The 13,226-nt window shown below is 62.8% G+C and carries 10 protein-coding genes; 3 read left to right on the top strand and 7 right to left on the bottom strand.

Annotation, left to right across the window (positions count from 1 at the left end):
• Positions 1 to 64 precede the first annotated feature (64 nt).
• Complete coding sequence (locus tag VCB98_RS06070; protein ID WP_346051008.1) at positions 65 to 1,990, top strand: diguanylate cyclase; 1,926 nt, start codon at positions 65 to 67, stop codon at positions 1,988 to 1,990.
• On the opposite strand, the gene VCB98_RS06075 is transcribed toward VCB98_RS06070, so the two are convergent.
• The 3 genes from VCB98_RS06075 to VCB98_RS06085 are packed head-to-tail and all read right to left on the bottom strand — an operon-like array spanning position 1,984 to position 5,766.
• Positions 1,984 to 2,550 carry a superoxide dismutase family protein gene (locus VCB98_RS06075; protein ID WP_346051009.1) on the bottom strand — a complete coding sequence of 189 codons (567 nt, stop codon included), beginning with the start codon at positions 2,548 to 2,550 and terminating at the stop codon, positions 1,984 to 1,986. The two genes, VCB98_RS06070 and VCB98_RS06075, sit on opposite strands and share 7 nt — an antisense overlap.
• Positions 2,551 to 2,575: 25 nt before the next feature.
• On the bottom strand, positions 2,576 to 5,410 hold the full coding sequence (locus tag VCB98_RS06080; protein ID WP_346051010.1) for a S9 family peptidase: 2,835 nt from the start codon (positions 5,408 to 5,410) through the stop codon (positions 2,576 to 2,578).
• Between the two features lie 59 nt (positions 5,411 to 5,469).
• On the bottom strand, positions 5,470 to 5,766 hold the full coding sequence (locus tag VCB98_RS06085) for a hypothetical protein (RefSeq protein ID WP_346051011.1): 297 nt from the start codon (positions 5,764 to 5,766) through the stop codon (positions 5,470 to 5,472).
• 150 nt (positions 5,767 to 5,916) lie between these two features.
• Here VCB98_RS06085 and VCB98_RS06090 point away from each other — a divergent pair, with 150 nt between their 5' ends.
• A complete protein-coding gene (locus VCB98_RS06090; RefSeq protein ID WP_346051012.1) occupies positions 5,917 to 7,131 on the top strand; it encodes a lytic murein transglycosylase in 1,215 nt (404 codons plus the stop codon).
• A gap of 5 nt (positions 7,132 to 7,136) precedes the next feature.
• Here the strand turns inward: VCB98_RS06090 and VCB98_RS06095 are convergent, their stop codons facing one another.
• From VCB98_RS06095 to murB, 3 genes are all read right to left on the bottom strand, one after another.
• The gene (locus tag VCB98_RS06095) at positions 7,137 to 9,158 is read right to left on the bottom strand and encodes an alpha/beta fold hydrolase (protein ID WP_346051013.1); all 2,022 of its coding nucleotides are present in this window, start codon (positions 9,156 to 9,158) and stop codon (positions 7,137 to 7,139) included.
• A 278-nt stretch (positions 9,159 to 9,436) separates the two neighbouring features.
• Positions 9,437 to 9,874 (bottom strand): DUF3617 domain-containing protein, encoded by a 438-nt coding sequence (locus VCB98_RS06100; RefSeq protein ID WP_346051014.1) that lies wholly within the window; start codon positions 9,872 to 9,874, stop codon positions 9,437 to 9,439.
• Positions 9,875 to 9,958: 84 nt separating this feature from the next.
• The gene (murB, locus tag VCB98_RS06105) at positions 9,959 to 11,014 is read right to left on the bottom strand and encodes a UDP-N-acetylmuramate dehydrogenase (protein WP_346051015.1); all 1,056 of its coding nucleotides are present in this window, start codon (positions 11,012 to 11,014) and stop codon (positions 9,959 to 9,961) included.
• Between the two features lie 95 nt (positions 11,015 to 11,109).
• Here murB and VCB98_RS06110 point away from each other — a divergent pair, with 95 nt between their 5' ends.
• Complete coding sequence (locus VCB98_RS06110; RefSeq protein WP_346051016.1) at positions 11,110 to 11,316, top strand: SlyX family protein; 207 nt, start codon at positions 11,110 to 11,112, stop codon at positions 11,314 to 11,316.
• 10 nt (positions 11,317 to 11,326) lie between these two features.
• Here the strand turns inward: VCB98_RS06110 and VCB98_RS06115 are convergent, their stop codons facing one another.
• Positions 11,327 to 12,922, bottom strand: a complete 1,596-nt coding sequence (locus tag VCB98_RS06115; protein WP_346051017.1) for a M20/M25/M40 family metallo-hydrolase — start codon at positions 12,920 to 12,922, stop codon at positions 11,327 to 11,329.
• Between the last annotated feature and the right edge of the window lie 304 nt (positions 12,923 to 13,226).

Genomic DNA, 13,226 nt, shown 5'->3' on the forward strand with positions numbered 1-13,226 from the left:
TGAAAGGATACCGTTCGCTTCTCGTGCTATCTTCAGAAATCCGTGATCCAATAATCGGCAGCCCATGAACGAGCAGGCAGATCAGGACAAGTACTGGGAAGCACGCTACCGCGACGCCCTGGAACGCCTTGAAGCCCAGGGCCGGGAAGTGCAGTCACTGGAACGGCGCATGCGTCAGGCCAGCGCCCGATTGGCGGTCGCGGGCCTGGGCGGCGATGCGGAACTTAGCCAGCATCTCGAGTCAATCCGCACTGCGGCACGCGCCCAGGCATCCATGGACGAACTGTTCGGGCGGGTGAATCAGATGGGAGAGTACCTGCGGCGCCGCAGCCGCCAGGAACTCCGGGTGCCGGAAGCCACCAGCCGTCCCGAGTCCGTCCTGCGCCGATTACTCCTCCAGATTCTGATCCACCTGCGCGAAGAAGCCGGCAAGGACGAAGAACTGGACGCCCTGGCACTGCGCCTGCCGGATGCCGATCGCCACGAACTTGCCCGCGGCGCCGGGGTGTTGGAGCGTCACCTTGCCAGGCGCTTCAACCAGGAAGAAGGGCGTGGGCGAAAAGGCCTCGGGCTGTTCCAACTGCCCGGCAAAAGCCGGGATCCGGGGCCGCCGGCACTCTCCCTGCTGCTCACCGGCCTGCGGGACCGCCTGGATAACGAACGCCTGAATAACCTTCAACAGCGCCTCGACCAGGGTGGTGGCAAGGCCCTGATGGAGGTCTGTCGGGACCTGGTAGGGCTGCTGGAGGCAGCCCTGGACGGCGAACGTCCTGAACCGGTTTCGACGCCGGCATCAGAGGACAAGGATGAAAACGAATCGCAGACGGTGGTCGAGAAGGCCCAGCCCGGCACCGGCGATTCAGACCAGGCATTGAAATCCAAGCCGACGGACGATGCCCCGGAGGCGGGCGAGTCCGGGTTCCGACTGGGCGACGGTGGCCGCCGACTGATCCACGCCCTCAGTGTGCCCGAGCCATTTGTCGCCGAGGCCAGGTCGCTGCTGGAAAACGCCAACGAGGCACTGACAGAGGAAAAAAGCGCCCTCGCCTGGATGGAAGCCCTGTCCGAGCTGATCCAGCGCTACCGGGCCGCGATTGATCGGGAACGCGATGCCCTGCGCCAGTTTCTGCAGACGGTCCTCAGCCGTCTTTCGGAACTGGAGAAACATGTGGGTGAGGAACGCCGGTCCCGGGCCAGGCAGGCCACGGACGGACGAAAGCTGGACGAGGCAGTCGCAAGGGATCTTCGGGGCATCCAGGAAACGGTTCGCCAAAGCCGGGACCTGGGCAGCATCGGCAAGGCCATCAACCAACGCCTCAACAGTCTCGACAGGCACCTTTCAAGCCGCCGTCGACTCGACCAGCGAGAACAGACGGCGGCGGAGAAACGGCTGGAGGCCATGGCAAGCCGGCTCAAGGAAATGGAGAGCGAAGCCGACCGTCTGCGGGAACAACTGCAGCGCGCGGAGAAGCGGTCCACAATTGATCCGCTGACCAAGTTGCCCAATCGACGCGGCTACGAGGCACGGCTTCGCTACGAATTCGAACGGCACCGCCGCCACGATCGTCCCCTGGTACTGGCGGTCTGTGATCTTGATGACTTCAAGCTGGTCAATGACCAGCTTGGTCATGCCGGCGGGGATGATGCCCTGTCCCAGGTGGCCGAGGTCCTTCGTCAGGTATTGCGGGAAACCGATTTTGTCGCACGCTTTGGTGGCGAGGAGTTCGTGCTGCTGCTGCCGGAAACCGAACTGGAGGCAGCCGTGGCGCTGGCGGATCGCCTGCGCGAGAAGATCCGCAACCACGGTTTCGAGCATGACGGGGTCAAGTACGGCTTGAGCGCCTCTTTCGGCGTGGCCGCCTTCAGTCCGGGAGAGAGTGCCCAGTCGGTCTTTCGGCGGGCGGACGAGGCCGTCTATCGTGCCAAGCAGAACGGCCGCAACCAGGTGGCCGCGGCCGCTCCGCCAGACAGCGTCTCGACACCTCAGTAAGCGTTCACCACCCCGCAGGCAATGCGGGCACCGGCACCGCCAATGGGCTGGGAGTAGTGATCGTCCGCGCCCTCGTGAATCACCAGGGCCGTACCGTCACCGTAAAGCAGTCCGGCTTTCTCACCGTGCAGGTCAACACCCGGCGCATAGATCTCCGCCTTTGTGCTGCCATCACCATGGGTCCAGATATTGGGCAGATCGCCCCGCTCAGGCCCTTCCGGGTTCATCAGGCCATGTTCCCGACCATCCGGGTCCAGATGCCCGCCAGAGGCCACGAACCCGTCGTGGTGATCCTCGCAGGTACCCTTCTCATGGATATGGATGGCTTTCCATCCTTCCGGCAGGCCATTCAGGTGCAGCCGGATGACCACGCCTTTCGGGCCTTGCCGGATCACCGCCTTGCCAATCACCTCGCCGTCATTATCCCGCATCTCGGCAACCGCCCGCTCCGCCTTCGCTTTCTCGCCCTTGTCCTTGTCCTTGTCGTGATCATGAGCAACAAGCGCGGAGGCAAACAGCAAGCCGCCGGCGGTGAGTGCTGTCAGTAGCAGTTTCTTCATGCGTCACCTCTTTCAGTTCAAGCAGTCAGTCGGATTCATGACCCAGTGTAGCGCCCTTCTCCAGGGCCGGAATGCCCGACTCCAGCCAGCGTGGCGCCGGCTCGTCCTTGAGGTAATGGTCAAAGAACTGCTGCAGACGGATCTGCCAGTCCTCCCGGTTGGCGAAGGTGGTGGGCCAATGGGGCTCATCGTTGTAGTTGATCAGCCAGGCAGGACGACTGAGACGGCGCAGGGCGACGAATAACTCAATCCCCTGCTCCCAGGGCACCGCCCCGTCCTGATCGTTGTGCATCATCAGCAGGGGGGTATTGATCTGGTCGGCCATGAAGATGGGCGAGTTGTGCAGATAAAGGGACTTGTCCTCCCACAGGGTCTTGCCCAGGCGGCTCTGGGTTCGCTCATACTGGAACATGCGGCTCATGCCGGTGCGCCAGCGGATGCCACCATAGGCACTGACCATGTTGGAGACCGGTGCGCCCCCGGCAGCGGCCCGGAAGAAATCCGTCTGGGTCACCATGTAGGAAATCTTGTAACCGGCCCAGCTATGTCCCTGGATACCGACACGGTCGGCATCCACCCAGTCCTCTTCAGCCAGTGCCCGGGTCTTGGGCATGATCGACTCCATGGCCGAATCCCCCGGATAACCTTCCCGGTACCAGACATCCGGCACGAAGACGATGTAGTCATTGCTGGTATAGAAAGTGGGTATGATCACCGAACGATGGGCCTGGGGCGGGCGATGGGAATGCAAGCCCTCGGAAGCCCGCTCGTAGAAATACACGATCATGGGGTATTCCCGCTCGGGATCGAAATCCTCGGGCTTGAACAGCAGACCGTCATGGGGCTTGCCGGTCTTGCTGTCCCAATGGACCAGCTCCACCTGGCCCCAGCGATAATCCGCCTGCTGGGGATTGACCTCGCTGAGGCGACGGGTATCGGCGAAGCTGGCATCCATGGCCACCCGCAGGTCCGGAAACTCCTGGAAGTTCTCGCGGGTAAAGAGCAGTGCCTCGCCGTCCTCCGCCCGCACCGGGCGGCCATAACGATGGGCGGTCATCAGCCGCTCCACCGGCGCCTTGTCCGCATCCACGAAGGCATGATGAAAGCCATGGTCCCGACTCGCCTCATCAAAGGCAGTCAGCAACAGCGGGGCGTCCGGATCAATGGCCGCCTCATCCGGGTCCAGGTCCACGAAACGATAGCGCCATCCCCGCTCCCGGCCTTTTTCATGACTCAGACTGCGGGCATTGCCGTTGGCCGGGTCCACCAGCCACAGATCATGGCGGTCATAAAGAATGAAGCCGGCGTCATCGGCCAGCCATCCGGCCCGGCCCTGGGGATTATCGGCGAAGGGGCGGTCATTGGTGTGATCGCCCAGGGGATGGTCGATTTCCGCCCCAAGGTCGACGACATCTCGACTCTCCAGATCCATGGCAAACCAGCTCTGCTGCTCCCGGTCCCACCAATTGACATAGCCGGCCGCCGGCGAGATTTCCGGGCGAGCCTGGACGGTCTTGAGAATCAGCTCGGCCTTGCCGGTCTCGACATCAATCAGCCAGCCGTCGAAATAACGGGGCCAGTCCCAGGAAATCTCCTTGCGGTAGGGCAGGTTGGAAACGCCCAGAAAGACCGGGGCATCACCTTCCATGGCCATTTCCACCTCCGGGATCTGCTCCCGGCCAAGCTGCACCAGGCGGCCGTCATCATTCAGATGGGCCACCGCCAAATAGGTACGCTTGCGCTCCTCCTCCAGTTGTTCCAGTTGCATGGGCTGGAGCAGATCGTCCTGCCAGTGCCAGACATCGACGGTGACTTTCTCCTCCTCCAGCACATCATCGTCGTCCGGCATTTCCACCGGCGCCGGCGCGGTGCCGAAGAAAAGCCGCTCGCCGGATTCGGAGAAATGAGGCGCCCGATGCTTGCTCACATGCCAGTCGTCGGCAAGAAAGCGAGATTCCTCATCGACGATTCGCGAGGCGTCGTCTTCACCGGCCGCCCAGTGATAGAGGGCAAAGGCGGCATCGGGGCGCTCATCGTCCTCGCGCTGATCACGAAACAGGAATGCCAGGCGATCGGCATCGTCACTGAAAGTCAGGGCGCGGTATTCCCCTTCGCCCGAGCGCAGCCTACGGGATTCCTCGCCGCGGGTATCAAAAAGCTTCAGGCCGTCATCCTCGCCGTCCGGAGTGGTCACCGCCATGGCCAGATAACGGCCATCGGCGGAGAAAGCGAACTCGCTCACATGATCAAATGTTCGCCGCTCACCATCGGCAAGGCGCTTCAGCACCAGTTCGGTGCCCGGATCACGGCCATCGTCCCGTTCCTTGTCGTTATCGTTATCGTTGTCGTTGTCGTTGTCGTTGTCGGCACTGTCCTCGTCTTCATCCGGGGCCGGCGGGGCATGAAGCCAGGCCAGCCAATCTCCGGACTCGGCCGGGAAGCCAAACTCGGCGACTCGGTCGATCTCCGTCAGTTCATCCGTTTCAAGGTCCAGCAGGCCCAGGCCGGGCTGAGGGCGCTGCTCGGCAGGCACCTCCTCCAGGCGGGCTTCGCGGATTGCCTCGCGCTCGGGCTGAATGTTCAGTGCCAGAAAACGGCTGTCATGGGAGAAACGCGGGGAATCCCCCCGCGGCACTTCATGGCGGGCATCGCCATCCACGGCGCGCAGCACCAGCGTGGCATCGGATTCCTCCGGAGCCATGGACCAGACCACCCAGCGTCCGTCGCGGCTGATGGCCTGCTCCTGAATACGCTGCCATTCGGTATAGACTGAATGATCCAGTGGCTGCTTGGCCGCCAGGGGGCCGGCCAGCATCAACAACAGGGAAAGGGTGAGGAAAGCTGTGACAAGTCTCTTCATTCCGGTTCCTTTGGCTTCCAATATCACTCCGCTGTCTGACGGGTTCAGGCCCCAGGGGTTCATTCCACGGTGGCCTCCAGCACCAGAAACTCCGGTTCCAGGCGCCGGCTGACCGCGGCATCCATGGCCTCAACGATTTCGGGATCCGGCACGCCCCGCTCCATGGCCAGAAAGTACTGCTCCCGACTCGGCCAGGCGGTCCAGGCCATCCAGACCTGTTCCTCGCCCCGGTGCAGACGCGCCGCCTCGGCGCCATAGAGCTGGCAGTACTGCTGACTGAGCGCTTCCCAGCTCTGACGAAACTGACTTTCCTTGCCGGGGCGTATCTCCCAGCGATATACAATGACAAACCCCATTCGCTGAATAACCCCCTAACCAGTTGCGAACCAATATCGCTACCAGTATAAAGCCCCTCCGAATCAAGATATGCTCGGAATTGAACGGTTGTTGCCTTTTGGGCGTCTACAGTGCCATCACCCACCCGGCAGGAGTAAGACCAAGCAGTGATGAACAGGATGTTGAACGCGGGCCTGATTGCGATGGGCCTATATCTGGCCGCCCCCCAGGGCGCCCAGGCCGAGGTGGAGCAGGCTGACTTTGCCGCCTGCATCGATCGTATCGCCCACCAGGCCCAGGCCGAAGGAATCTCCACCCGCATTGTCGACCAGAAACTGCGCCCGGCCCGGCATATCGACCGGGTGATCGAGCTGGATCGTCGCCAGCCCGAGTTCACGACGCCCTTTCATGACTACCTCAATCGCCGTGTCAACGAGCAACGGATCCGTCAGGGCCGGCAATTGCTGGAGGAGCACGGTGAACTGTTGCAGAGCGTGGCCCGGCAGTATGGCGTCCCGGCCCAATACCTGGTGGCCTTCTGGGGGCTGGAGACCAACTACGGCAGCTTCTTCGGCCGCATGCCGGTGATTGATTCCCTCGCCACCCTGGCCTGCGATCTGCGGCGCAGCGATTATTTCACCGGCGAGCTACTCGCCGCCCTGCGAATCCTCGACGAAGGCGCCATCGACCTCGAGCGCATGGAGGGCTCCTGGGCCGGCGCCATGGGGCATGTCCAGTTCATGCCCTCGGTCTTCCTTCGCTACGCGGTTGACCACGATGGCAGCGGCCGTCGGGACCTGTGGGGCAGCATTCCCGACGCCATGGCATCGGCTGCCAATTTCCTCAGCCATATCGGCTGGGAGACCGGCTACCGCTGGGGCCGGGAAGTAAGCTTGCCGGAGGATTTCGACTTCCAGTTGGCCGGCGGCGACCGACGCAAGTCCCTGGCTGAATGGTCTCGTCTTGGGGTGCGGCGAGGTGATGGCGCACCCCTGCCCCCGGTGGACATCGAAGCCGCGCTGCTACTGCCGGCGGGCCACCGCGGTCCCGCCTTTCTGGTCTATGACAATTTCAATGTCATCATGCGCTGGAACCGTTCCGAGTATTACGCCCTCTCCGTCGGCATACTCGCCGACCGGATTGCCGGCGCCAGCGGCCTGCACAATCCACCGCCCGAGGACGTCCCGCGCCTGAGCCGGGACCAGGTCCAGGATCTCCAGGCCCGCCTGCGTGAGGAGGGCCATGACCCCGGCCCCGTGGACGGCATCCTCGGCCCCGCCACCCGGCGTGCCATTCGCAGCTTCCAGAGCGAACAGGGCCTGGTCGCCGATGGCTTCCCCGACCCGGCCGTCCTCGACGCCCTCGACGTCTCCACCAGTAGCTAGTCCCTCTACCAGGGCCACAGATCCCAGGCGAGGCCGAAGCTGGCCAGGCCGATGACCCCCAGGGCAGTCAGGCTGAGGCCGGTCATGCCGGCACGGCTGTGGCGGTGATGGTTGCGGACCATCTGCACCAGGCCGGCCACGGCCAGGACCAGCGACAGAGGCGCCAACCAGGCAATCCAGCCGGCCCAGGGCAGAAAGCCGGCCAGGAACAGGGCCTCGGTCAGCTCACTGGTCCGCCAGGCCACAATCCCCATACCCACCAGCCAGGCAATGATGGCCGTCGCCGCCAGGAAGATCAGCAGACGGGCACCGCTGGTCCGGGGTATGGGCGCACGATTGATGCGGCCACCGACAAAGCCCACCGTCAGGGCGAGAAAACCGCCCCCGGCCAGCAGCAGGGACAGCCCGGCCCAAAGCCCATGCCGCCCCATGGCCTCGGGCTCGGTTTCCATCAGCAAGATGCCCTTGATCGGTGCCCGGGTCTGAAAGACCCGTCCCAGATACTCGGCGGCCTCCTCACCGGACTCCACGCATTCCTCGTCCAGGGGCGCGGAGGGGTCATCAAAGAAATCGTTCATGAAATCCCCGGCACAATCCACCGAGCGGGTGGGCCCGTGACCGGCATGGGGGAATTCCACATAGCGACCATTCTCCAGACCATCCATGATGTAGCGGGCCAGCGGCGGCGGGGTGATGGGGTCCCAGGCCCCATTGGCGACCACAATGGGGATATCCGTGCGCGGCTGTTCGTATTGCTCCCGTGGCCGCGGTGTCAGCCCGACCTCGCGACAGATCTGAGGCCCCATCGCCACCACCTCGGGGTGACCGAAGGCCTGGGCCAGGGTGGGATAGCGTTCCAGGTCACCGGGATAGAGCCGGGCCTGTTCGTCGATGTAGTGATCCAGACAGCGCACCGCCAGGCCCATGCCCATGCTTGAGCCCATGCCGCCACTGGTGTCGGCCAGTGCCAAGGCCCGGAAGAAATCCTCGTCCCGATCCTCAACCGCACGGGCCAGGCGATCCATGATGGCGGGAATGGCCGGGTGATAGGCCTGTTCATAAAGCAGGCTGAAGGGCAGCCCGGCGATCAGGTCCTGAAACATCCAGGCCTTGCCCTCGGGATGACGCACGCTCTCCGGCACGGATACCTCGACGGGGTTTTCCCGCATGGCATCGATGGCATCGAGATAACGCTCTTCCAGATCGGCATGGGCACGGGCACAGCGCCGCTGGTCGGCACAGGCCGCATGCAGCATTTCCAGGTCACGGGCATACCAGTGGGAAATGCGCATCATATTATCCAGATCCAGCGGCACGATGGCATCCAGCACCATGGCTGCAATGCCGTCAGGGTCCTCCTTGATCAGGGCCTGACCCAGCACCGAACCGTAGGAAATACCCCAGACATTCCATTGTTCATAACCCAGGGCCATGCGCAGTGCACGCACATCACGGGCATTCTCAAAGGTGTTGTAGCCGCGAAGGTCCACCCCGCGGGCGCTGGCCTTCTCGAAGCAGCGGCGGGCACTGTCCATGAAGGCTTCCTGGGCACCGCGGAAGCTGTCACGGGCCCGCTCGCCCGGCATGCGGTCGGTGAAGAACGGGCAGAAATCCCCGGAATGACCGATACCCCGTTGCTCCAGGATGTAGAGATCCCGGCGTTCGAGGATGCCATGGTTCCGAAGGCGGTCCACATAACCTTCCACCGTCACCCCGGGCCCGCCGGTGAGATAGATGGCCGGATCCTCTCGGACCTCATCTTCCTTGCCTTCCGGCGGCTGGGCCGCAATCCGCACATAATGAAGCTCAATACTGCGACTGCCGCTGACCTCGCGGTTTTCCGGCACCTCCACCAGACCGCATTCGATGTCACCGTGATCGAAGTCGATTCGATCCCGGAAGGGGCAATCCAGCGCTTGCGCCTGCTCCGCGCGCAGGAACTCCATCTCGGCGGGATCCACCACCGCCTCGGCGGCGATCACGGACCCGGCCCACAACATCGGCAACACGATCAAGGCACGCAGCATGGGAACCCCCCTTCCTTGCGACACAAAGCCTCAAAGATAGCCCATTAGGCACGGCTCTGCGACACGCTTTGCCTGAGCCCATTCAATTGCAAGCGGCCTGGCTGCTTTCCATGGTCTGGAAGCGTTCGCACACAGTCTTCACCAAGCCAATTCGGGGCAAGCCGGATGGGAGGACTGAGCCGACCGCTCCCTGCTGTCCCTGCGCTTTCCGGAACGTCAGAAAAACAAAAACCCCGCCAGCCGGAGCTGACGGGGTTTGGCTGAGGACAGCGCGAATATCAGCAGTCGCCTATACGCTCGCCCTCGCTGATGACCTTCATGCTCATCTCGCCCATGGGGGTAACCAGCTTGCCGTGCATCTCACCGCTCATGGTGGTGCCGTGGAAGCTCATGTTGGCATCCATTTCCACGGACATGCCGGACTCGTGCTCACAGGACATGGAATAGCTCATGCCCGAGGAAGACACGTTCTGGTCGGTGATGGTGCACTCCTCCACGCCATCCAGCTCGGCGAAGAAATCCCGATCATCGATCTCTTCCTGGGTGATGCACTCCTGTTCGGTGCTGGTTTCTTCCTGCTCACCCATGGGCCCCCCCTCGAAAGTGGTCACATTGGTGTGTTCCCACATGCCGGGTTCGATATTGGGCGTGTCTGCCTGGGCCTGGGAACAGGCCAGCGCCAGCAGCGCGGCAATGGCAATCAAGATATTACGCATGTCTCTCTCCTGCTCGTAAGAATTTGCCTGGTCATTGTAGTGTATTCGTAGCAGTCGGCGCTGGCTGCCCCCCATCTGGGGGGGTCAGACAATGCGGGGCTCGGGCTCCAGGCGCAGGCCGAATTCGGCCTCCACACGGGCCATGGCTTCCTGGGCGGCCGCCCACAGCTCGGCACCAGTGGCGCCACCATGGTTGACCAGAACCAGGGCATGTTGTTCGGCAAAGCCCGCGGCGCCCCGCCGCCAGCCCTTCAGGCCGCATTGCTCCAGCAACCAGGCAGCGGACAGCTTGCAGCCGCCATCCGGGAGCGGAAACACCGGCAGAGCGGCATGGTCCGCCTGCAGGGCTGCCGCCCTGGCCGCACTGACCACCGGATTCTTGAAGAAACTGCCCGCATTGCTCAGCCGGGCGGGGTCGGGCAATTTGCGGCGGCGGATGGCCTCCACCGCCCGGGCCACCGCTCGCGGCTCGGGACGGTCGATGCCCATGGCAGCCAGTTCTTCACGCACACCGGCATATTCCAGTGCCGGCTCACCGCTGCACGGCAGGTGGAAATTCACGTGGGTGACAACGAAGGCATCCCGTTCCCGCTTGAAACGGGAATCGCGATAATCGAAAGCGCATTCCGGGTGGGAAAATTCACGGAATTGCCGGGCCCGCCGGTCCCAGACCGTGACGCTGCGGATGAACCGTTCCACTTCCACCCCGTAGGCGCCGATGTTCTGGATGGGCGCCGCGCCCACGGAACCGGGAATCAGAATCAGGTTTTCCAGGCCATGATAGCCCTGCTCCAGGGACCAGCGCACAAAGGCATCCCAGTTCTCACCGGCGGCCACACGGATCAGGTCACCGTTCTCTTCACGGGATACCCCCTCGATGCCGCGATTGACCATCAGCCAGATACTGCCCGGGAAATCCGCCCTGAACAGCACATTACTGCCTCCCCCCAGGACCAGATCGCCGTCCCGCGGTGGCTGTGCTTCGAACAGCCTGGGGTCGCTGACACGCAGCAGGCGAGTGGCACGTACCGGCACCGCCAGGGTATTCAGGGCTGACAGCTCAGCATCCCGGCAAACCTCGAGCCCCGTCCCCTTGTCCCCGTCCTGTGTCTGCCGCGAAACCATGCAATCGCCTCTCATCGGCCACTCCCGGCCTTGATTCCCCGCCTCGAACGGGCATGATACCGAAGCCGTGCCAACGATACCCGCCGGTCCCAAGCAGCGGAGCAATGCCCATGGAATCCCGTCTGACCCATCTGGAAGAAAAACTGGCCCACCAGGAAGCGGCATTGACCGCCCTGAGTGACACGGTCTACGCCCAACAACGGGAACTGGAAGCCCTCAAGGCCCGCTGCCAGCATCTGTCTGACCGGGTGCAGACCCTGCAAGAACAAAGCGGCGGCTCATCCCCCCAGGGGCATGAGCCGCCGCCACACTACTAGCCGGCAGATCTCAGTCTTCCGGCTCCCGCGGCATGGGCTTGCGAGGCAGAGACTCGTCCCGCATGGCGGCATGATAGAGGAAGGACGCCAGCACCACCGCGGACTGAATCAGGTCATCCCGCTCCACATGGTCCCGGGTGTCCAAGTGGGAATGGTGGGTGTGGGCGAAATAATCCAGGCGATCCTGAATGAACTGAAAACCGGGAATACCCACCGCGTCAAAGGCCACGTGGTCGGTGGAACCGGTATTGCGGCTGCTCACGGTGGTCGCCCCCAGATCGTGGAAGGGCTCCAGCCAATTCTCGAAGATCGGCATTGCCGCCACATTCTCCTGAGCGTGGATGCCTCGAATTCGGCCACTGCCATTGTCGAAGTTGAAATAGGCCACATGCCGGTCATGCCCGCGCAGGGGCTCGATGGGCCAGGTCGCATCACGCAGGCGGGCCGGTAGGGCCAGTTGCTCTTCGTCCTCGTGCTCGGGGCGAGTGGCGATGTAATCATCCACATAGGCTCGCGAACCCAGCAGACCCTGCTCTTCACCGGACCAGAGGCCGACGCGAATGGTCCGCCGGGGCTGAACGCCGATGGCCTGCAGAATGCGCACGGCCTCCATCACCACCGCCACGCCCGCGGCATTATCGGTGGCACCCGTGCCCGGATGCCAGGAATCCAGATGGGCACCGGCCATGACAATCTCGGGATTGCGCCCCCGACCCGGAATCTCGGCCAGGGTGTTGTAGGCCTGAAGATCGTCATCATGGAAACGGGCCTTCACATCGAGACCGATTTCCACTGCCTTGTCCCGCTGCAGCAAGCGCGCCAGCAGATTGTAGTGTTCGCTGGCCATCTGCACGGCGGGGACACCCGCCTCGGCATCGGCATCATGGGCCGCACCGGCGCCCGTGCGCACAATGCCGTAATCCCGTGAGCTGATATGGACAGTCGCCAACACGCCCTCTTCGGCGAGGAAGGCATTGCGCTTTTCACGGAAGTGGTGCATCTGCACCCGCCGCTGACGCCAGTCCGGCCCGGCCTCGCCCGGAATCGGAAAACGCTCCATGTTCTCCAGGGAGTCATCATCATGGCGGTGGAAAGGTGAGCGCTCCTGCTTCTCGATCTCTCGGGGCTCGTCCAGCAACAGGATCTTGCCTTCCAGCTTGCCCGCGTACTTTTCGAGATCAGATTCATCCTCGAGCTTGACCCGCTTCGCAGGGCCCTGCACCGGGCCGTCGGTGCCGGGCGTCCAGGCACGAGGATAGATGATCAGAGGGGCCTTGCGGGGAGATGCCAACCAGGCGTGGCTGTGATCAAAGGACCACCCCTGCCCGAAGTCAAAACCATGCAAGCGGGCATTTTCCAGTCCCCAGGACTCGAGCTGCTCCCGCGTCCATTCATTGGCCTTGTTCATGCCCGGCGAACCGGTCAGGCGCGGCCCGATGACATCGGTGAGATAGTCCAGGGTATCCATCACCTGAGAGTGATGCAGACCCTCGTGACGAATCTCGTTGACCACGTCCAGATCGACTTCCGCCTGGGCCGGGGCCATCCAGGTACTCACACCTAGAATCAAACCAGCACTCAAGCCACTTGCCCAATGCTTAACCATTTCCCGAATCTCCTTGTGCAACGGAATGGGGATAGTAGCAACTAAACGAAATCGGTCGTAGAAATGGCGTTCTTTTGGCGCAACATTCCCGAATGATCACCGCTCAAACCACCCCTACTCTTCGTACGAACGACTTCTATTTTAGCGCTCGAATCAGTTAATTAGATTTTTTTTCGATTTATTGACTCAAATCAGTTTGCACAAATACCCACCTGTGATATTAAAGCAACAGCACGGATGCTGCCGCGCTCGACCAGGGGTGGCCTCGACCTCAGCAATATTGAGGACCGACACCGGACGAGCG

Origin of the sequence: Natronospira elongata (assembly GCF_034931365.1) — a bacterium.
GTDB lineage: Bacteria > Pseudomonadota > Gammaproteobacteria > Natronospirales > Natronospiraceae > Natronospira > Natronospira elongata.